This window comes from Pseudomonas sp. FW305-25, from assembly GCF_017351415.1.
Classification (GTDB): Bacteria; Pseudomonadota; Gammaproteobacteria; order Pseudomonadales; family Pseudomonadaceae; genus Aquipseudomonas; species Aquipseudomonas chlororaphis.
In genome coordinates, this window is the sequence record NZ_JACNDE010000005.1 from 252,181 (window position 1) to 270,189 (window position 18,009).

An 18,009-nucleotide genomic window follows, 5' to 3' on the forward strand; every position below is an offset into this window, starting at 1 on the left:
GGCCGGGGCCAGGAGCAGAGCGACCCTAGGCTTTCAAGGCGAGTGGCGGCATGAAGGCCTCCAGCTCGTCTTCCACCGCCTCGATTATTCGCTCGACATCGGTGGCGTTCATCACGGTGGCGCAGGGGATGCCGGCAATGGCGATCATGGTCTCGCCGCTGGCACGATCGAAGAGCCGGGCGATCATGCTGCCGGGTGCATCCATGCTGGCCTCGAAGCCCATGGGGTGAAAATGCCAGCGCATCAGCTGGCAGGCGTTGGGAAAGGTGACTTTGCTGGCGGAGACTCTATTCATGGATTGCCCACCTTGACCATTGAGCGCTTCCTTGTGCTCGCGGTAGGTATGGAAGGACCGTCACTGGACCAACCTGTGGAGCTTTTAAAAATAGCACCGGGATATGACATTCAACGGTTTTTTTCAGGCCGTTTGGCGATTGTCTGGCACTTTTTTGATGCAGGTCATTTCCGCCTGCGGTTTAGGCAAAACGCCAGTATCCAGAGGCCATGCATTGGCCATTGAAGCGCTGGACGAACTTCGGCAAGCTGCGCCTTTCCATCCCCTGAGCCGTTATCTCTGCCCCTATGTCTTCCCTTGATGATGGCCCGGCGCAAACCCAGGCCACCGGCGAGACGGTGCTGCGCTATCACCTGTGCTGGAAGCACCGCGACCTCGATGGCGTCATGGCGCTGTATCACCCGCAAATCCAGTACAACGACTTTTTCCAGAACCGCACCCTGGGCCTGGACGAGCTGCGCGAATATGTGCGCAACAGCATGCCGCGCGCGCCTGACGAGGCCCTGGAGCACAGCGACCGCATCCGCCTGGACGGCAACACCGCGTTCATTCAATACCAGGTGACCCTGCGCGGCGGGCAGGGCCTGGTGTCGTTTCGCGCCAGCGAGGCGATCACCGTGCGCGACGGCCTGATCTGGCGGGTCAACGAATACGCCTCGCTGGTGCGCGAGACCGCGCCGGGCAAGGCACAGGGCAGCGCGCGGCCGGCGGTCAGCCGCCTGGGGCTGTCGCTGCGCCAGCTGAGTTTCATGGCCGAGGACCTGCAGCAGTACTTCGAGCGCCAGCAGCCGTACCTCGACCCCGAGCTGGACCTGCAGCGGGTGGCGAAGGAGTGCGGCTACAGCCGCAACCAGATCTCCTACCTGCTCAACCAGGTGCTGGGGCAGAGTTTCTATCGCTATGTGAACCAGGCGCGCCTGCAGCATTTGCTGGCGGCCCTGGACCAGGCGACGTTACCGGTACGCATCGACGAGCTGGCGTTCGCCGCCGGCTTCAACTCGCTGTCGGCGTTCTACAGCTGTTTCCGCCAGCACACCGGCCTGTCGCCCAAGGCTTACGCCAGGCAAATTTCTTTGCGTGCACGCGCGCAAGACAACCCCTGAGCCCAGGCACTAGGATCGGCGCCATCGAAGTTCGGGTGGCGGAGTGCGTGTATGCCAGCGTGGCGCAATATCAGTTTGTGGATGGATCAGCTCGACGAGCCGCTGCTGGCCCGGCCATCGCTGGAGCAGGACCTGGATGTCGACGTGGCGATCATCGGCGCCGGTTATACCGGGCTGTGGACCGCCTATTACCTCAAGCGCCTGGCGCCGACCCTGAACATCGTCATCGTCGAGGCGCAGACCGCCGGCTTCGGCGCCTCCGGGCGCAACGGCGGTTGGCTGATGGGCAATCTTTTGGGGGAGGACCGGTTGCTGGCCGGGCTGAGCCCCGAACAGCGCCGCGCCTCCTTCGACCTGCTGCACGGCATTCCCGATGAAGTGGCCATCGTCCTTGAACGTGAAGGCATCGACTGCGATTACCGCAAGGGCGGGGTGCTGTACTGCGCGGCGCGTTACCCCGAGCAGGAAATCACCCAGCGCCGCTACCTGGACACGCTCTACCGCCAGGGGCTCGACGAGCGCGACTACCGCTGGCTGAGCCCCGAGCAACTGGCCCGGCAGATCCGCGTGGCCAAGGCCTACGGCGGCATCTACGCGCCCCATTGCGCGACCATCCAGCCGGCCAAGCTGGTGCGCGGCCTGGCCCGGGCCGTGGAGCGCCTGGGCGTGCCGATCTACGAAAACAGCCCGGTCAGCCACTGGCAGGCCGGCAGCCTGCAAACCACCAGGGCCAGCGTGCGTTGCCGCTGGATAGTGCCGGCGGTGGAGGGCTATTCGGTGACCTTGCCGCCCCTGGGCCGTTACCAGTTGCCGGTGCAAAGCCTGCTGGTGGCCACCGAGCCTTTGTCGGCCGCGACCTGGGACGAGATCGGCCTGAACCAGGGCCAGGCGTTCAGCGAAAGCAGTCGCCAGGTGACCTACGGCCAGCGCACCGCGGACAACCGCCTGGTGTTCGGCGCCCGTGGCGGTTATCAGTTCGCCGGCAAGCTGCGTCACGACTTCGACCTGACCCGCAGTGAAGTCGAGCTGCGGCGCTACCTGTTCAGCGAGCTTTTCCCGCAACTGAAAAATGTGCGGATCACCCATTCCTGGGGCGGCAACCTGGGCATGTCCCGGCACTTCCGGCCGCACATGCTCTGCGACCGCCAGCGCGGCATCGCCTTGTCCGGCGGCTACGGCGGCGAAGGCGTGGGCGCCAGTAACCTCGGCGGGCGGACCCTGGCCGCGCTGATCCTCGAACGCGACAGTGAGTTGACCCGCCAGCCCTGGGTGATCCCCGAGGGCGGCCTCGACGCCTTGCGCGCCTGGGAGCCGGAGCCGTGCCGCTGGCTGGGCTACAACGCGATCATTCGCAGCTTCGTCCATGAAGACCAGGCCCTGGCCAACCCGGCCACGCCGCCCTGGCGCCGGCGGCTGGCCAGCCGGGTGGCGGGCTTCATGGAAGGCCTGATGCACTAATCAGTTTTTTGACAGCGGTTTTTTCCATCGACAGGTAGCGCCATGAGCATCACTCAATTCAAGAGCACCGCCCACGTCACCCTGTAGCAATCGACTCCGGTGGCCGTGATCGCCGCCAATGTTGCGAACATCACTCAGGTCGACAAACTGACTTTTCGTTATACCGAATGCCTTTGCGTTTTAGTTTGTTAATTCGGAAACAGAATTTGCGTCGCTTTTCCGGCAGGCTAGAGTCTAAATCTCACAAGCACATTGATGTGCTTCTTGCACGGATGCACGGAGGCTGGCGGCCGTTACAGGCAGTCCGCCTTGAAACAAGGAGTGTTATGAACAAGCCGATCAAGAATATCGTCATCGTGGGCGGCGGCACTGCGGGCTGGATGGCCGCCTCGTACCTCGTCCGGGCGCTCCAACAGCAGGCGAACATTACGCTCATCGAGTCTGAAGCGATCCCCCGGATCGGCGTGGGCGAGGCGACCATCCCTAGTTTGCAGAAGGTGTTCTTCGACTTCCTCGGGATACCGGAGCGGGAGTGGATGCCCCAAGTGAACGGCGCGTTCAAGGCCGCAATCAAGTTCGTGAACTGGAGGAAGTCTCCCGACTCCTCGCGCGACGATCATTTCTACCATTTGTTCGGCAACGTGCCGAACTGCGACGGCGTGCCGCTTACCCACTACTGGCTGCGCAAGCGCGAACAGGGCTTCCAACAGCCGATGGAGTACGTGTGCTACCCGCAGGCCGCGGCGCTCGACGGCAAGCTGGCGCCGTGCCTGCCCGACGGCACCCGCCAAATGTCCCACGCGTGGCACTTCGACGCGCACCTGGTGGCTGACTTCTTGAAGCGCTGGGCCGTCGAACGCGGGGTGAAGCGCGTGGTCGACGAGGTCGTGGACGTTCACCTGAACGAGCGCGGCTACATCTCCAGCCTGTTCACCAAGGAGGGACGGACGCTGGAGGCGGACCTGTTCATCGACTGCTCCGGCATGCGGGGGCTCCTGATCAATCAGGCCCTGAAGGAGCCTTTCATCGACATGTCCGACTACCTGTTGTGCGACAGCGCGGTCGCCAGCGCCGTGCCCAACGACGACGCGCGCGAGGGGGTCGAGCCGTACACCTCCGCGATCGCCATGAACTCGGGGTGGACCTGGAAGATTCCGATGCTGGGCCGGTTCGGCAGTGGCTACGTCTTCTCGAGCAAGTTCACCTCGCGCGACCAGGCCACCGCCGACTTCCTCAACCTCTGGGGCCTCTCGGACAATCAGCCGCTCAACCAGATCAAGTTCCGGGTCGGGCGCAACAAGCGGGCGTGGGTCAACAACTGCGTCTCGATCGGGCTGTCGTCGTGCTTTCTGGAGCCCCTGGAATCGACGGGAATCTACTTCATCTACGCGGCGCTTTACCAGCTCGTGAAGCACTTCCCCGACACCTCGTTCGACCCGCGGTTGAGCGACGCATTCAACGCCGAGATCGTCTATATGTTCGACGACTGCCGAGATTTCGTCCAAGCGCACTATTTCACCACGTCGCGCGAAGACACGCCGTTCTGGCTCGCGAACCGGCACGACCTGCGGCTCTCGGACGCCATCAAAGAGAAGGTTCAGCGCTACAAGGCGGGGCTGCCGCTGACCACCACGTCGTTCGACGATTCCACGTACTACGAGACCTTCGACTACGAATTCAAGAACTTCTGGTTGAACGGCAACTACTACTGCATCTTTGCCGGCCTGGGCATGCTGCCCGACCGGTCGCTGCCGCTCTTGCAGCACCGGCCGGAGTCGATCGAGAAGGCCGAGGCGATGTTCGCCAGTATCCGGCGCGAGGCCGAGCGTCTGCGCACGAGCCTGCCGACGAACTACGACTACCTGCGGTCGCTGCGTGACGGCGACGCTGGGCGGTCTCGCGGCCAGCGCGGGCCGACGCTCGCGGCGCAGGAAATCCTGTAGTGGAACGCACCTTGGACCGGGTAGGCGCATTCGCGGTCACGCACGCTGCAGTGGCGGCCTGTGATCCGTTGCAGGCGCGCTCGCTCGTTCTCCAGCTGCCGGGCCTGAACCGTAACAAGGACGTGCCGGGCATCGTCGGCTTGTTGCGCGAGTTCCTCCCGGCGCGCGGCGTGCCCTCCTGCTGGGGCTTCGTCGAAGCCGCCGCCGCGATGCGGGACATCGGGTTCTTCCTGGGGTCGCTCAAGCGGCACGGGCACGAGCCCGCGGACGTGGTGCCCGGCCTTGAGCCGGTGCTGCTCGACCTGGCGCGCGCGACCGACCTGCCGCCGCGCGAGACGCTCCTGCATGTGACGGTCTGGAACCCCGCGACAGCCGACGCGCAGCGCAGCTACACCGGGCTGCCCGACGAAGTGCACTTGCTCGAGAGCGTACGCATCTCGATGGCGGCCCTCGAGGCGGCCATCGCGGTGACCGTCGAGCTGTCCGATGTATCCCTGCGGTCGCCCGCGTTCGCGCAAGGGTGCGACGAGCTGGAAGCCTATCTGCAGAAAATGGTCGAATCGATCGTCTACGCGTACCGCTTCATCTCGCCGCAGGTCTTCTACGATGAGCTGCGCCCCTTCTACGAACCGATTCGAGTCGGGGGCCAGAGCTACCTCGGCCCCGGTGCTGTAGAAATGCCCCTCTTCGTGCTGGAGCACGTGCTGTGGGGCTCGCAATCGGACGACCAAGCTTATCGAGAATTCAAAGAGACGTACCTGCCCTACGTGCTTCCCGCGTACAGGGCGGTCTACGCTCGGTTCTCCGGAGAGCCGGCGCTCATCGACCGCGCGCTCGACGAGGCGCGAGCGGTCGGTGCGCGGGACGAGCACGTCCGGGCTGGGCTGACAGCCCTCGAGCGGGTCTTCAAGGTCCTGCTGCGCTTCCGGGCGCCTCACCTCAAATTGGCGGAGCGGGCGTACGAAGTCGGGCAAAGCGGCCCCACAATCGGCAGCGGGGGGTACGCGCCCAGCATGCTCGGTGAACTACTCACGCTCACGTATGCCGCGCGGTCCCGCATCCGCGCCGCGATCGACGAATCCTGATGCGCGCGACCAAGTGTTATCTCACAAGGAGAGTTTGCCCCCATGACTCAGAAGAGCCCCGCGAACGGACACGATAGCAACCACTTCGACGTAATCATCCTCGGCTCGGGCATGTCCGGTACCCAGATGGGGGCCATCTTGGCCAAACAACAGTTTCGCGTGCTGATCATCGAGGAGTCGTCGCACCCGCGGTTCACGATCGGCGAATCGTCGATCCCCGAGACGTCTCTCATGAACCGCATCATCGCCGATCGCTACGGCATTCCGGAGCTCGACCACATTACGTCGTTCTACTCGACGCAACGCTACGTCGCGTCGAGCACGGGCATCAAGCGCAACTTCGGCTTCGTGTTCCACAAGCCCGGCCAGGAGCACAACCCGAAGGAGTTCACGCAGTGCGTGATTCCCGAGCTGCCGTGGGGGCCGGAGAGCCATTATTACCGGCAGGACGTCGACGCCTATCTGTTGCAAGCGGCCATCAAATACGGCTGCACGGTCCGCCAGAAGACGAGCGTGACCGAATATCACGCGGACAAGGACGGCGTCGCGGTGACCACCGCCCAGGGCGATCGGTTCACCGGCCGGTACATGATCGACTGCGGAGGGCCCCGCGCGCCGCTCGCGACCAAGTTCGGGCTCCGCGAAGAGCCGTGTCGCTTCAAGACGCACTCGCGCAGCCTCTACACGCACATGCTCGGGGTCAAGCCGTTCGACGACATCTTCAAGGTCAAGGGGCAGCGCTGGCGCTGGCACGAAGGGACCTTGCACCACATGTTCACGGGCGGCTGGCTCTGGGTGATTCCGTTCAACAACCACCCGCGGTCGACCAACAACCTGGTGAGCGTCGGCCTGCAGCTCGACCCGCGGGTCTACCCGAAAACGGACATCTGCGCGCAGCAGGAATTCGACGAGTTCCTCGCGCGGTTCCCGAGCATCGCGGCGCAGTTCCGGGACGCCGTGCCAGTGCGCGACTGGGTCAAGACCGACCGCCTGCAGTTCTCGTCGAACGCCTGCGTCGGCGACCGTTACTGCCTGATGCTGCACGCGAATGGGTTCATCGACCCGCTCTTCTCCCGGGGGCTCGAGAACACCGCGGTGACTATCCACGCGCTCGCGGCGCGCCTCATCAAAGCGCTGCGCGACGACGACTTCTCCCCCGAGCGCTTCGAGTACATCGAGCGCCTGCAGCAAAAGCTTCTGGACCACAACGACGACTTCGTCAGCTGCTGCTACACGGCGTTCTCGGACTTCCGCCTATGGGACGCGTTCCACAGGCTGTGGGCGGTCGGCACAATCCTCGGGCAGTTCCGGCTCGTGCAAGCCCACGCGAGGTTCCGCGCGTCGCGCGACGAGGGCGACCTCGATCACCTCGACAACGATCCCCCGTATCTCGGGTACCTGTGCGCGGACATGGAGGAGTACTACCAGTTGTTCAACGACGCCAAGGCCGAGGTCGAGGCCGTGAGCGCCGGGCGCAAGCCGGCCGAGGAGGCCGCGGCGCGGATTCACGCCCTCATCGACGAACGAGACTTCGCCAAGCCGATGTTCGGCTTCGGGTACTGCATCACCGGGGACAAGCCGCAGCTCAACAACTCGAAGTACAGCCTGGTGCCGGCGATGAAGCTGATGCACTGGACGCAAACCAGCGCGCCGGCAGAGGTGAAAAAGTACTTCGACTACAACCCGATGTTCGCGCTGCTCAAGGCGTACATCACGACCCGCATCGGCCTGGCGCTGAAAAGTAGTCGGCCGACGACGACAGAAAAACGATGAACGACATTCAATTGGATCAAGCGAGCGTCAAGAAGCGTCCCCCGGGCGTGTACGACGCGACCACGCGCCTGGCCGCGAGCTGGTACGTCGCGATGCGCTCGGACGACCTCAAGGACAAGCCGACGGAGTTGACGCTCTTCGGCCGTCCGTGCGTGGCGTGGCGCGGAGCGACGGGGCGGGCCGTGGTGATGGACCGCCACTGTTCGCACCTAGGCGCGAACCTGGCTGACGGGCGGGTCAAGGACGGGTGCCTCCAGTGCCCGTTTCACCACTGGCGGTACGACGAGCAGGGCCAGTGCGTTCACATCCCCGGCCACAGCCAGGCGGTGCCCCGGCTGGAGCCCGTGCCGCGCGGGGCGCGCCAGCCGACGTTGGTCACCGTCGAGCGATACGGCTACGTGTGGGTCTGGTACGGCTCCCCGCAGCCGCTGCACCCGCTGCCCGAAATCGCCGCGGCCGACGTCGACAACGGCGACTTTATGCACCTGCACTTCGCGTTCGAGACGACGACGGCGGTCTTGCGGATCGTCGAGAACTTCTACGACGCGCAGCACGCGACCCCCGTGCACGCGCTCCCGGTCTCGGCCTTCGAGCTCAAGCTCTTCGACGATTGGCGCCGGTGGCCGGAGGTTGAGTCGCTGGCCCTGGCGGGCGCGTGGTTCGGTGCCGGGATCGATTTCACCGTGGACCGGTACTTCGGCCCCCTCGGCATGCTGTCGCGCGCGCTCGGCCTGAACATGTCGCAGATGAACCTGCACTTCGATGGCTACCCCGGCGGGTGCGTCATGACCGTCGCCCTGGACGGAAACGTCAAATACAAGCTGCTCCAGTGTGTGACGCCGGTGAGCGACGGCAAGAACGTCATGCACATGCTCATCTCGATCAAGAAGGTGGGCGGCATCCTGCGCCGGGCGACCGACTTCGTGCTGTTCGGGCTGCAGACCAGGCAGGCGGCGGGGTACGACGTCAAAATCTGGAACGGGATGAAGCCGGACGGCGGCGGCGCGTACAGCAAGTACGACAAGCTTGTACTCAAGTACCGTGCGTTCTACCGGGGCTGGGTCGACCGCGTCGCGAGTGAGCGGTGATGCGTGAAGCCGAGCCGGTTTCGGCCGTATCGCTGCGCCAGGCGCTCGCGAAGCTGGCGAGCGGCGTCACGGTCATCACGGCGTACGGCGCGGCGGGCCCGCTTGGGTTCGCGGCCACCCGCTTCGTGTCGGTGTCGCTCTTGCCGAGGCATTCATGACTATCTGGCTGTTGCAACTCGTGCTGGTGATCGCGCTCTGCAACGTCTGCGGCCGCATTGCCGAACGGCTCGGCCAGTGCGCGGTCGTCGGCGAGATCGCAGCCGGTCTGCTGTTGGGGCCTTCGCTGTTCGGCGTGATCGCACCGAGTTTCTACGACCTGTTGTTCGGCCCAAGTGCGCTGTCAGCGATGGCGCAAGTCAGCGAAGTCGGCCTGATACTGCTGATGTTTCAGGTCGGTCTGCATATGGAATTGGGCGAGACGCTGCGCGGCAAGCGCTGGCGCATGCCCGTCGCGATCGCAGCGGGCGGGCTCGTCGCACCAGCCGCGATCGGCATGATCGTCGCCATCGTCTCGAAAGACACGCTCGCCAGCGACGCACCGGCGCTGCCCTATGTACTCTTCTGCGGTGTCGCACTTGCGGTATCAGCGGTGCCGGTGATGGCGCGCATCATCGACGACCTGGAGCTCAGCGCCATGATGGGCGCACGGCACGCAATGTCTGCCGCGATGCTGACGGATGCGCTCGGATGGATGCTGCTTGCAACGATTGCCTCGCTATCGAGCGGGCCTGGCTGGGCATTTGCGCGCATGCTCCTCAGCCTGCTCGCGTATCTGGTGCTGTGCGCGCTCCTGGTGCGCTTCGTGGTTCGACCGACGCTTGCGCGGCTCGCATCGACTGCGCATGCGGCGCGCGACCGCTTGGCCGTGTTGTTCTGCTTCGTAATAGCGTCGGCACTCGCGACGTCGCTGATCGGATTCCATAGCGCATTTGGCGCGCTTGCGGCGGCGCTGTTCGTGCGGCGCGTGCCCGGCGTTGCGAAGGAGTGGCGCGACCACGTCGAAGGTTTCGTCAAGCTTGTGCTGATGCCGGTGTTCTTCGCGTATGCGGGGCTGCATGCGTCGGTCGGCACGATCGACGACGCGGCATCATGGATGTGGTTCGGTGTATTCCTCGCGGGTGGATTCATCGGCAAGTTCGGCGGCAGCTATCTGGGCGCGCGTGCCACCGGGCTTGCGCCACACGATGCGATGCTGGTGAGCTCGTTGATGAATACGCGCGGCTTGATGGAGCTGATCGTCCTGTCAATCGGTCTGCAGATGCAGATCCTTCCGCCAAGGGTCTACACGATCCTCGTGGTGTTCGCGCTGGTGACCACGGCGCTGACCGCACCGTTGATTCGATTCACGCTGCGCGTGCAATCGCGCGCAATGAGCCAACAGGCTGCCTGAGCCAGCTTGAGGGGAGAGATCACCATGAATGCCGCCACAAAAACCAAGGCTCACGATTTGCTCGATGCCGAGGGCCGCGGTGTCCGCGAACTGCGTAACTTGCTGGGACAGTTCGCTACCGGTGTGACCGTGATCACCACGCGCACCGCTGACGGCCGCAACGTCGGTGTGACCGCCAACTCGTTCTCCTCGCTGTCGCTGTCGCCGGCGCTGGTGCTCTGGAGCCTGGCACGCACGGCACCGAGCCTGAAGGTTTTTTGCTCAGCGAGCCACTTCGCCATCAACGTGCTGGGCGCGCACCAGCACCACTTGTCGGAGCAGTTCGCACGGGCAGCAGCTGACAAGTTCGCCGGTGTAGCTCATTCCTATGGCAAGGCGGGAGCCCCGGTGCTGGACGATGTGGTGGCAGTGCTGGTGTGCCGCAACGTCACCCAGTACGAGGGCGGTGACCACCTGATCTTCATTGGCGAGATCGAACAATACCGATACAGCGGCGCAGAACCGCTGGTCTTCCATGCAGGCCAGTACCGGGGTTTGGGGGAGCAATGGAACAGAAAGTGCTCTTAAGCTCGAATAGCCCGGTTTGTGTGATCTTTTGGCGGGAGGGGCACTGATCTTCGTCTGGATTGTGTAGTGGCCGCAGTTCACCTCGGGCGACTTCTTCCGGTACCGCAAAGGAGTACTGCCCCAACATATTGATGTGCTCGAAGATCAGCGACGACAACCTAGCCAGATCCTCGTCCTGTACCGGGTAGCCGTGCTGTTTTAACTGTAGTGGTCTAATGAGACCGGACACCCATTTAGGCGAGAGTGCTCGCCGGATAGAGGTGTCTGATGACCAAGCAACGTCGTTCATTTTTCGCACCGGCAGTTGAAGCATTGCCACCGCCCCCCGATCTGGCGACCGCCGTCGGGGAGCGCTGCCTTTTCTTCAGCCGTGCCGCCAGAACTTTGGTTGTCATTCATCGATGGCAGGACTCGGCCAGAATCGGTCCTTCAAGGCGTCTACAAAAAAGGGATGATTCACAGGACCAACAAGACTAAAGCTTGCCGTCTTTGGGAGGGATTGGCGTTGGTAGCTCCCCAATCCCGACCTTTCTGTCAATTGTCCGCGGACAATGGCGGGGTACGAGGCGGGATCATGCGCTTCGTACCAGTCGACTCAAACGCTGAAGCCAAACGCAGCAGCGTCGAGTCGTCATAGGCACGGCCGGCAAAGGTCAGTCCAACCGGCATGCCGATGTCCGGCATAACGCCCATAGGCACTGTGACCGTGGGCACGCCCAGGTGCCGGATGGCGAGGTTGCCGTTGGCGACCCAGACGCCATTGCTCCAGGCGATGTCCGCTGAATGCGGATCGACGTCGGCATTCGCCGGGCCGACGTCGGCCACGGTGGGGAAGATCACCGCATCAAGGCCGAGCCGATCCATCCAGTCTTCAAGGTCGATCCGGCGCGTCTGCTCAAGCCCTCGGAGTCCGCCAGCAAGAGTGGCGATCTGATCCCAAGGGGTAATGCCTCGCTCGGCTATCTGCACGTACTCGCTCATGTCAATGGCAAAGGCACCCTGTTGACAGGGCAGAGCGCCTGGATCGTGTGGAAAAATCTGCGGCCCGTCGACGTCGACCAGACGGTGCAATTTCGGATCGTTGTTGGCCCGCAGAAAGTCATCGAAGGCCCAGGCCGAAAGCTCCCACAATTCATGGTGCTGGAACTCTTCAGGCACTAGTGCGCGATGGAACACCTTTGACGCGCCAGGGCGATCACCCTCGTAGTTGGAGACCAGAGGAAAGTCGACATCAAGTACTTCTGCACCCGCGGCTTCGAGTGCCTGGCGAGCTTGTTCCCAAAGGCCGATCACTGAAGGGCGGGTGTCGATGCGTTGCCCGGTCGGGCCACCGATCCCCGGCGCCTCGCTGGTGCCCGCCTCAGGGTCGGCGTTGATGTACATGCGCGGCACGCCGAAGCGCTTTCCAGCGAGTGCTCCACTGTTCGCCGCCAGTGACACATAGGAGGCTGGACGCACCGAAGCCACGCTCGGGATCGGCACCCAGGGCTGCATCCGCCACAGATCGCCGCGTGTGTCGGGGTCTTCGGCCACCACCATGTCGAGCACCTCAAGGAGGTCCCCCATGGTTCTGGCATAGGGTACGACAACGTCCATCGTCGGTACCAATGGCCAGTTGCCTCGCACCGAAATCACCCCGCGCGAAGGGGTATAGGCACACAAACCGTTGTTCGAGGCAGGCCCCCGGCCGCTCGACCAGGTTTCTTCCGCCAGGCCGAAGGCGGCGAAGCTGGCGGCGGTGGCGGTACCCGCGCCGTTCGACGAGCCCGAGGCGAAGGGCGCGGTGAGGTAGGCGGCGTTGTACGGGCTTTCCGCGCGGCCATAGGCCCCGCGCTGCATGCCGCCGTTAGCCATGGGCGGCATATTGGTCTTGCCCAGGCAGATCGCCCCGGCGGCGCGCAGGCGTTCGATGGTGAATGCGTCGCGATAGGCGATCAGCCTGGCGAAGGCGGGGCTGCCGGAAGCCGCGGTGAGGCCCTTGACCAGATAACTGTCCTTGGCGGTGTAAGGGATGCCATCGAGCGGTCCCAGCGTCTGACCCGTGGCCCGACGGGCATCGGAGGCTTGTGCTTCCTTGAGCGCCTCAGGGTTGCGGACCACCACCGCATTGAGGGCGGTAGGTGTGTCGGGGCCGTCGTAGGCATCGATCCTGGCGAGATAGGCCTGGACCAGTTCAACCGCCGTGGTCTGGCCGGATTCGAGTGCAGCGCGCAGTTGGGCAATGGAAACCTCGGTGACCTCGATCATGCTGTTGCCGCCGACTGCTGATGGTTGAACAGGCGATTGTTTCCATCACGCTGGAGCTCGGACTTAAGGGCATCACTAAACTCAAAATGGACTTTCATAGTGGTTCTCGTTGCACTGAATTATGCGGCAGGTTCGGGACTTGCAACCTGTGGGTTCTATTTGGCAATCAGCAGAAGAGGCGAACTTGATGTAAAGATTCGCACGCCGTCGGCGGCGTCCGACCGAACAGCGACGGTCTGAATCAGACCGTCGCTGAACTAATCCAGACCTTTGATCGGGCGCCCCCCGGGGCCCTTTAGCAACTGTGGCTTCGGCAACGGCTATAGAGTCTGTGCCAAGCCTCGATCTTGTCGGGCTCAGACACCTGACTTGATTCTTGTCCAGGCCCGGGTTCGTGCACGCTCCGCCTCACGGGGCAGCGGTTTCACGCTGTAGAGCGTTTTCATGGTCGCTTCGGTCGGGTACAGGTTCGGGTTGTTGCGGATTGCCGGGTCAACCAGTTCAGTGGCGTCCTTGTTCGGGTTCGGGTAGCCGACAAAGTCGCTGATTGGCGCGATGACTTTCGGTTCCAACAAGTAGTTGATGAAGGCGTAGGCGTCTTCCGGATTTTTCGCTGATTTCGGGATCGAGAGCATGTCAAACCAGACGGGTGCGCCTTCCTTGGGCAGGCGCATGTCGACCACCACGCCATTCTTGGCGTCCTTGGCACGGTTGTTGGCCTGGAAGAAGCTACCGGAGTAACCGACTGCGACACAGATATCGCCGTTGGCGATATCGGCCATGTACTTGGACGAGTGGAAGTAGGTGATAAACGGACGGATCTTCATCAACAGTTCTTCAGCCTTGGTGTAGTCCGCCGGGTTGGCGCTGTTGGGGTCCAGGCCGAGGTGTCGCAGGGCCAACGGCAGAATCTCCGACGGCGAGTCGAGCAGGGCCACGCCGCACTGCTTGAGCTTGCTGATGTTCTCTTCCTTGAAGATCAGGTCCCAGCTGTCCACCGGTGCGTTATCCCCCAGCGCGGCTTTGACTTTTGCCGGGTTGAAACCTATCAGGACGGTGCCGTACATATAGGGCACACCGAATTTATTGCCCGGGTCGTTGTCTTCGACCAGCTTCATCAGATTGGGATCGAGGTGTTTCCAGTTTGGCAGCTTGCTGCGGTCCAGTGGCTGGAACACTCCCGCCGCGATCTCTTTAGCGAAGAACATGTCGCCCGGGTTCACCACGTCATAACCGGAGTTGCCGGTGAGCAGCTTGGCTTCCAGGGTTTCGTTGGTGTCGTAGACGTCGTAGACCAGTTTGGTCTGCGTGTTCTGGGCCTTGAAATCTTCCAGGGCCTTGGGGGTGATGTAGTCGAACCAGTTATAGACCCGCAAGGTGCGATCTTCGGCGTGGGCGAGAGAGCTGAGCAGGCCGAGCCCGCAAAGGACTTTGCCAAGCAAGCGAATGGGGCTGTTCTTGATCAATTTTAATCCAACCTTTGTAGGAACTATGTTTAAACGCAAACATGCGTTAGATAAGTATTTTCTGGATGTCGAAAGTGTGTTCATACACAGCACTCTTCTTTCGGAACTGACAACAAGGGGGCTTGAAGTTCTGTCAGCAAATTGGCAATCCATTCGCGTTGATGGGGGCGTAGCGTTTCTCCTGTCATACCCTGCATATCAGCAAAGTTGGGATCGGTAATGGCAGTGGACTGCTCGCTCGATGTCTCAATAACGGCTAGGCCCATGTAAGGCACGATGTAAATTTCATGCCAGATAGAACCGCTCTTCATTGCACAAACCCTCGCCGAACTGCCATCAAATCGACCAAAAAAAGTGATGAGCGAGTCAGTAGGGTAGGAGCAAGGGCAAGAGGGGGGAATGCCTCTATTGGGGTAGGTGAGCTCTTTGGCGTAGCCGCATTCCTCAACCATGACCATGGTCATCTCCAGCTACTGCGCCCTGTGCAGCGATAAGCCGCTCGATGCGGTTTCGCACCGGGCGGATGTACGTCGTATCTTGAGCTTTCTACTGCCTGGAATGCAGTAGTCCGAAATAAGCTCCCGGGGTAACAAAGTCCTGGTCGACGTCCTTGGCGACCAGGGCGATTTATTACGAAATAGCCAGGTTGCTCTTGGCGGTGCTTTTCGTCTGAGGGGAGTCAATGAAGAGGTAGAGCTCATTCACCCTCTGGCGCTCTGCGGCAGTGGCGGGGAAGAGCAGGGTGATAGTTACGTACACCGCGAAGTTCACAGCTAAAGCAACCACTCCCGAGGTCAAGCCCCCCAGTTGAGGCAGGGAGGTCGGAAAGTACCACTGTAGAACCCCGGCACACACGAATCCGCTGATCATCGAGCAGACCGCGGCTGCAGCCGTTCCACGTTTCCAGAAGATCCCGAGGAAAATGGTTGGAGCCAGTTGGACTATGCCCTGGTAGGAGGTCATTGCAAGAGTGATCAGGTGGCTGGATTTAGTGGTTGATACCGCGAAGACTGCTGCAAGGATGGTCAGTATTGCTACGGTCAATTGTCCAATGCGGTGGTTCTCAATCCGACGTTCCTGCAGTACCCCAACGATGTCATTCGCTGTCTGTGCGCCGAGTGCTTGCAGATTGGCGCCGACGTTACCCATGGTTGCTGCTACCACGCAGATGCCGGCCAGCGTCACCACAAGCACCCCACCGACTTCAGCTGCGATGAACCACACGGCGTCCGGAGACTCTTGAACCCCGGGAAGCGTCGAGGCGCTCAAGGCCAGCAGAGTGATCGAGGTGCCGAATATAAGCAGAATGGGTGCGACCTGAACTGCTGACTTCTGGATTGTCCTGGTGCTACGAGAAGCGAAGAGCCTGACGAAGATGTCCGGCCAGCACCATCCACCCAAAGCGCCAGTGACGATCAAGGAGAACAGGTACAGAGGCCCGAGCTCGCTGCCAGGGCCTGGAATGGTGAACAGGCTGGAACTGGATTGCCCGAATCCATGCCCATTGGTGATCAGCCAGACCAGCAGACCCAGCGCGATAAGCGTCCCAATCAGATAGGCCGCGATTCCCTGGATCATGTCGCTGACGATGACGCCCCGGGCGCCGAAGCGGATGGTCCAGATTTGACGAGCGACAATCAGGCCGATACCGATGAAGACTGCAGTGCTAGCGCTTACGGCACCGAACGATAAGTGGGTGAAAACAAGTGTCAGAGATTGCATGCCCAGCACGATCCACGGGAAGGACGCGATGATGCCGATCGCCGCGGCGACCACCCGCACTGTCTTTGAGTTGTAACGCAGGCCGAGAAGGTCAGCTTGCGTGCGAAGGTCAAACGCTTTGCCCCACATGTGTACTGGCTTGGCCAGGAGGAACATGAGCACTACCGCGAGAAGCGAGTAGGGGACGTAGTAGAACCCGATGATTCCCGAGGACGCCGCGAAGCCCGCGAAAGAGATGAAAATGGTCCCCGGAAGCCAGGTGTTCACGAACGCCATGGTTGAGTAGAAGCTACCGAAGGAACGTCCACCCGTTGCGTATTCGCTGAAACTGCCCGATCCATCAGTTTTGTGGCTCTTTTCCAGAGCATAAATAATGATCAGGAAGAAAATTAACACCCCGCCGTAGCCAATGAGCATCTGCATTTTATTCACCCTCTTGTTTTGAGCATGCCGCGATCAGCGGAAGAGACAGTGCCACGAACAAGCTTGATCCCAGGAAGTAAGTAAGGGCTTGCGTGGGTGATCCGTTTGCGAAGTGCCAATGCAACGGCGCTGCTAGCATCAGAAGAAAGTCCGCGAACACGATGAGTTTTATCAAGAGTGGTTGTGATGTGTTTGCATCACGCTCGGCAATACGTTGCGACATGGCAAGACCTTAGGCTTATTGTTTGAATGGACTGAAATGTGTCGATTACATATTTTGCGAGTGTCAGCTACGGCGTGCTGCTTCGGCAGGACATTGCAGTAGCTTTCTTATCTCCATGAGATGTTCGCGCTGGTAGCTCTGTGTCTCCTGGCCGAAAAGCCCCTTCATGTCATCGAGGTTGGGGTCTGAAATAGCGGTTTTGATACCGCTCAAGGTCTCGATAACCGCAAGCCCCATGTAGGGAACAGTGTTCTGTTCATAGCCACCCTCGTGGCACATCACCAACTTTCCGTTGCATGAGATCTGCGCGACCTCCATCACTCTTTGTGTCAAGTCTCGGAAGCTATCGCTATGGAGCAACATTCGACCCAAGGGGTCGTAAGCTCCGGCATCGAAGCCGCAGGAGACGATGATCAGCTGTGGGTCGAATGCCCTGAGCGCCGGCACGATGAGGGTGTCCATCGCTCCCAGATAAGCGCCGTGACCGGAACCTGGAAGCATGGGGATATTCAGGTTGTAGCCAGCGCCGGCGCCAAGGCCGCGCTCTTCGGCATGCCCACTGTCACTGGGGTAATTTCCCTTTTGGTGAATGGAGATCGTCAGGACCTTGGACGATTCCCAGAAGATGTCTTGCGCGCCATTACCGTGGTGGACATCCCAATCCACGATGGCGACGCGTTCCAGGCCATGCTTTTCGATTGCATGTTTAGCGGCAAGAGATCCGTTGGCGAAAAGGCAGAAGCCCATCGCCGCATCGGCAACGGCATGGTGTCCTGGTGGGCGAACCAGTGCGTAGGCGTTTTTCACATCCCCACGCATCACTGCATCTACGGCCTCAACGACGCCGCCCGCGGACAGCGCCGCGATCTCATAGCTACCTGCGCCAAAGGGCGTGTTGGCGCTGAAGGCTCCACCCCCGGCCTTTGACATTGCCTCAAGTTCATCCAGGTAGGCAGCCGAATGAACCCTTTCGAGTTCATCTCGCCGTAACGCTCGGGGGCGAATGTGCAACAAATCGTCCGTAATGCCACTGACATCCAAAAGATTTTTGAAGCGTCGTTTCGTTTCAGCCTCTTCGAATGGAGTACCAGGCTGGATCGTCAGCCCTGGTTTGTAGATTCCGGCATGACACCCCGTCGAATGCCACATGAATAGCTCATGCCAAACGAACCCAGTACCCATTTTCTACCTCGTCATCAAATCTGTTATTAGAGTTGCAATGGATT

At 61.5% G+C, this 18,009-nt stretch carries 18 protein-coding genes and 1 pseudogene; 11 read left to right on the forward strand and 8 right to left on the reverse strand.

Annotated elements, in window-relative coordinates; genetic code table 11:
• Positions 1–25: 25 nt before the first annotated feature.
• Positions 26–295 carry a DUF1652 domain-containing protein gene (locus J4E58_RS07820; RefSeq protein ID WP_007924808.1) on the reverse strand — a complete coding sequence of 90 codons (270 nt, stop codon included), beginning with the start codon at positions 293–295 and terminating at the stop codon, positions 26–28.
• A 103-nt stretch (positions 296–398) separates the two neighbouring features.
• Here J4E58_RS07820 and J4E58_RS07825 point away from each other — a divergent pair, with 103 nt between their 5' ends.
• The 10 genes from J4E58_RS07825 (at position 399) to J4E58_RS07870 (ending at position 10,702) form a co-directional block, all read left to right on the forward strand.
• Positions 399–596, forward strand: coding sequence for a hypothetical protein (locus J4E58_RS07825; RefSeq protein ID WP_143481884.1), 198 nt, complete (start codon positions 399–401; stop codon positions 594–596).
• On the forward strand, positions 583–1,398 hold the full coding sequence (locus J4E58_RS07830) for an AraC family transcriptional regulator (protein WP_087090717.1): 816 nt from the start codon (positions 583–585) through the stop codon (positions 1,396–1,398). The genes J4E58_RS07825 and J4E58_RS07830 overlap by 14 nt, the downstream gene beginning before the upstream one ends.
• A 51-nt stretch (positions 1,399–1,449) precedes the next feature.
• Complete coding sequence (locus J4E58_RS07835) at positions 1,450–2,856, forward strand: FAD-binding oxidoreductase (protein ID WP_087090720.1); 1,407 nt, start codon at positions 1,450–1,452, stop codon at positions 2,854–2,856.
• A gap of 326 nt (positions 2,857–3,182) precedes the next feature.
• A complete protein-coding gene (locus tag J4E58_RS07840; protein WP_087090722.1) occupies positions 3,183–4,799 on the forward strand; it encodes a tryptophan halogenase family protein in 1,617 nt (538 codons plus the stop codon).
• Positions 4,799–5,884 (forward strand): monodechloroaminopyrrolnitrin synthase PrnB family protein, encoded by a 1,086-nt coding sequence (locus tag J4E58_RS07845; protein ID WP_087090724.1) that lies wholly within the window; start codon positions 4,799–4,801, stop codon positions 5,882–5,884. Before J4E58_RS07840 ends, J4E58_RS07845 begins: the two co-directional genes overlap by 1 nt.
• Positions 5,885–5,926: 42 nt before the next feature.
• Positions 5,927–7,657, forward strand: coding sequence for an NAD(P)/FAD-dependent oxidoreductase (locus J4E58_RS07850; protein WP_087090726.1), 1,731 nt, complete (start codon positions 5,927–5,929; stop codon positions 7,655–7,657).
• Positions 7,654–8,745 (forward strand): Rieske 2Fe-2S domain-containing protein, encoded by a 1,092-nt coding sequence (locus J4E58_RS07855; RefSeq protein ID WP_087090728.1) that lies wholly within the window; start codon positions 7,654–7,656, stop codon positions 8,743–8,745. Before J4E58_RS07850 ends, J4E58_RS07855 begins: the two co-directional genes overlap by 4 nt.
• Entirely contained in the window at positions 8,745–8,903 is a 159-nt protein-coding gene (locus J4E58_RS07860; RefSeq protein ID WP_087090731.1) for a flavin reductase, read from the forward strand. The genes J4E58_RS07855 and J4E58_RS07860 overlap by 1 nt, the downstream gene beginning before the upstream one ends.
• Entirely contained in the window at positions 8,900–10,135 is a 1,236-nt protein-coding gene (locus tag J4E58_RS07865) for a cation:proton antiporter (protein WP_087090733.1), read from the forward strand. The genes J4E58_RS07860 and J4E58_RS07865 overlap by 4 nt, the downstream gene beginning before the upstream one ends.
• 24 nt (positions 10,136–10,159) lie before the next feature.
• Positions 10,160–10,702 (forward strand): flavin reductase family protein, encoded by a 543-nt coding sequence (locus J4E58_RS07870; RefSeq protein WP_087090735.1) that lies wholly within the window; start codon positions 10,160–10,162, stop codon positions 10,700–10,702.
• A gap of 49 nt (positions 10,703–10,751) precedes the next feature.
• On the opposite strand, the pseudogene J4E58_RS07875 reads toward J4E58_RS07870, so the two are convergent.
• Positions 10,752–10,907 (reverse strand): annotated as a pseudogene (locus tag J4E58_RS07875) (Tn3 family transposase); the annotation flags it as partial.
• 62 nt (positions 10,908–10,969) lie between these two features.
• Here J4E58_RS07875 and J4E58_RS07880 point away from each other — a divergent pair.
• The gene (locus tag J4E58_RS07880; RefSeq protein WP_172963004.1) at positions 10,970–11,179 is read left to right on the forward strand and encodes a hypothetical protein; all 210 of its coding nucleotides are present in this window, start codon (positions 10,970–10,972) and stop codon (positions 11,177–11,179) included.
• Positions 11,180–11,236: 57 nt separating this feature from the next.
• Here J4E58_RS07880 and J4E58_RS07885 read toward each other — a convergent pair whose 3' ends face one another.
• The 6 genes from J4E58_RS07885 to J4E58_RS07910 all read right to left on the reverse strand — a co-directional run bounded on the left by J4E58_RS07885 (position 11,237) and on the right by J4E58_RS07910 (position 17,932).
• Complete coding sequence (locus J4E58_RS07885; protein WP_087090739.1) at positions 11,237–12,949, reverse strand: amidase; 1,713 nt, start codon at positions 12,947–12,949, stop codon at positions 11,237–11,239.
• Between the two features lie 356 nt (positions 12,950–13,305).
• Complete coding sequence (locus J4E58_RS07890) at positions 13,306–14,412, reverse strand: polyamine ABC transporter substrate-binding protein (RefSeq protein WP_370686819.1); 1,107 nt, start codon at positions 14,410–14,412, stop codon at positions 13,306–13,308.
• Positions 14,413–14,495: 83 nt separating this feature from the next.
• Positions 14,496–14,873: a hypothetical protein gene (locus J4E58_RS07895; RefSeq protein WP_087090743.1), complete on the reverse strand. Its 378-nt coding sequence runs from the start codon at positions 14,871–14,873 to the stop codon at positions 14,496–14,498.
• 172 nt (positions 14,874–15,045) lie between these two features.
• Positions 15,046–16,560: a sodium:solute symporter gene (locus J4E58_RS07900; RefSeq protein WP_087090745.1), complete on the reverse strand. Its 1,515-nt coding sequence runs from the start codon at positions 16,558–16,560 to the stop codon at positions 15,046–15,048.
• Position 16,561: 1 nt separating this feature from the next.
• Positions 16,562–16,783 carry a hypothetical protein gene (locus J4E58_RS07905; RefSeq protein WP_143481885.1) on the reverse strand — a complete coding sequence of 74 codons (222 nt, stop codon included), beginning with the start codon at positions 16,781–16,783 and terminating at the stop codon, positions 16,562–16,564.
• A gap of 63 nt (positions 16,784–16,846) precedes the next feature.
• A complete protein-coding gene (locus tag J4E58_RS07910) occupies positions 16,847–17,932 on the reverse strand; it encodes a class II histone deacetylase (protein WP_256583112.1) in 1,086 nt (361 codons plus the stop codon).
• Between the last annotated feature and the right edge of the window lie 77 nt (positions 17,933–18,009).

Bases quoted from the DNA above. Each gene is read 5' to 3' on its own strand.
- J4E58_RS07885 (WP_087090739.1), bottom strand. From the start codon at position 12,949: ATGATCGAGGTCACCGAGGTTTCCATTGCCCAACTGCGCGCTGCACTC.
- J4E58_RS07860 (WP_087090731.1), top strand. From the start codon at position 8,745: ATGCGTGAAGCCGAGCCGGTTTCGGCCGTATCGCTGCGCCAGGCGCTC.
- J4E58_RS07840 (WP_087090722.1), top strand. From the start codon at position 3,183: ATGAACAAGCCGATCAAGAATATCGTCATCGTGGGCGGCGGCACTGCG.
- J4E58_RS07850 (WP_087090726.1), top strand. From the start codon at position 5,927: ATGACTCAGAAGAGCCCCGCGAACGGACACGATAGCAACCACTTCGAC.
- J4E58_RS07895 (WP_087090743.1), bottom strand. From the start codon at position 14,873: ATGGTCATGGTTGAGGAATGCGGCTACGCCAAAGAGCTCACCTACCCC.
- J4E58_RS07900 (WP_087090745.1), bottom strand. From the start codon at position 16,560: ATGCAGATGCTCATTGGCTACGGCGGGGTGTTAATTTTCTTCCTGATC.
- J4E58_RS07870 (WP_087090735.1), top strand. From the start codon at position 10,160: ATGAATGCCGCCACAAAAACCAAGGCTCACGATTTGCTCGATGCCGAG.
- J4E58_RS07835 (WP_087090720.1), top strand. From the start codon at position 1,450: ATGCCAGCGTGGCGCAATATCAGTTTGTGGATGGATCAGCTCGACGAG.
- J4E58_RS07820 (WP_007924808.1), bottom strand. From the start codon at position 295: ATGAATAGAGTCTCCGCCAGCAAAGTCACCTTTCCCAACGCCTGCCAG.
- J4E58_RS07880 (WP_172963004.1), top strand. From the start codon at position 10,970: ATGACCAAGCAACGTCGTTCATTTTTCGCACCGGCAGTTGAAGCATTG.
- J4E58_RS07865 (WP_087090733.1), top strand. From the start codon at position 8,900: ATGACTATCTGGCTGTTGCAACTCGTGCTGGTGATCGCGCTCTGCAAC.
- J4E58_RS07855 (WP_087090728.1), top strand. From the start codon at position 7,654: ATGAACGACATTCAATTGGATCAAGCGAGCGTCAAGAAGCGTCCCCCG.
- J4E58_RS07830 (WP_087090717.1), top strand. From the start codon at position 583: ATGTCTTCCCTTGATGATGGCCCGGCGCAAACCCAGGCCACCGGCGAG.
- J4E58_RS07905 (WP_143481885.1), bottom strand. From the start codon at position 16,783: ATGTCGCAACGTATTGCCGAGCGTGATGCAAACACATCACAACCACTC.
- J4E58_RS07825 (WP_143481884.1), top strand. From the start codon at position 399: ATGACATTCAACGGTTTTTTTCAGGCCGTTTGGCGATTGTCTGGCACT.
- J4E58_RS07910 (WP_256583112.1), bottom strand. From the start codon at position 17,932: ATGTGGCATTCGACGGGGTGTCATGCCGGAATCTACAAACCAGGGCTG.